The sequence below is a fragment of the Marinobacter iranensis genome (assembly GCF_029207565.1).
Lineage (GTDB): Bacteria > Pseudomonadota > Gammaproteobacteria > Pseudomonadales > Oleiphilaceae > Marinobacter > Marinobacter iranensis.
Window position 1 is genome coordinate 1 of sequence record NZ_JANCMW010000258.1, and the last position, 260, is coordinate 260.

1 protein-coding gene is annotated in these 260 nt (G+C 64.6%); it reads left to right on the top strand.

What is annotated here, in order from left to right; all coding sequences use genetic code 11:
• Window positions 1-260 (top strand): hypothetical protein (locus tag NLU14_RS22280; protein WP_275710713.1); only part of this gene is annotated, 260 nt, incomplete at both ends.

A 260-nucleotide genomic window follows, 5' to 3' on the forward strand; every position in this document is an offset into this window, starting at 1 on the left:
CGCGAACCGCTGCGTTACAGCGGCCGTACTGCCATGCGAGCCAACATCAGCGTGCACGAACCTCGTACCCCGCAAGATCCGGACACCGCGTTCGCCTTCTCCATGGAAGGTTACTCGGGCTCCGTCGAACCGCGCCAGCAAGTGCCGTTCGCCTGGTCGCCGGGCTGGAACTCGCCACAAGCGTGGAACAAGTTCCAGGACGAAGTGGGTGGTCATATCCGCGCTGGCGACCCGGGCACCCGCCTGATCGAAAGCACTGG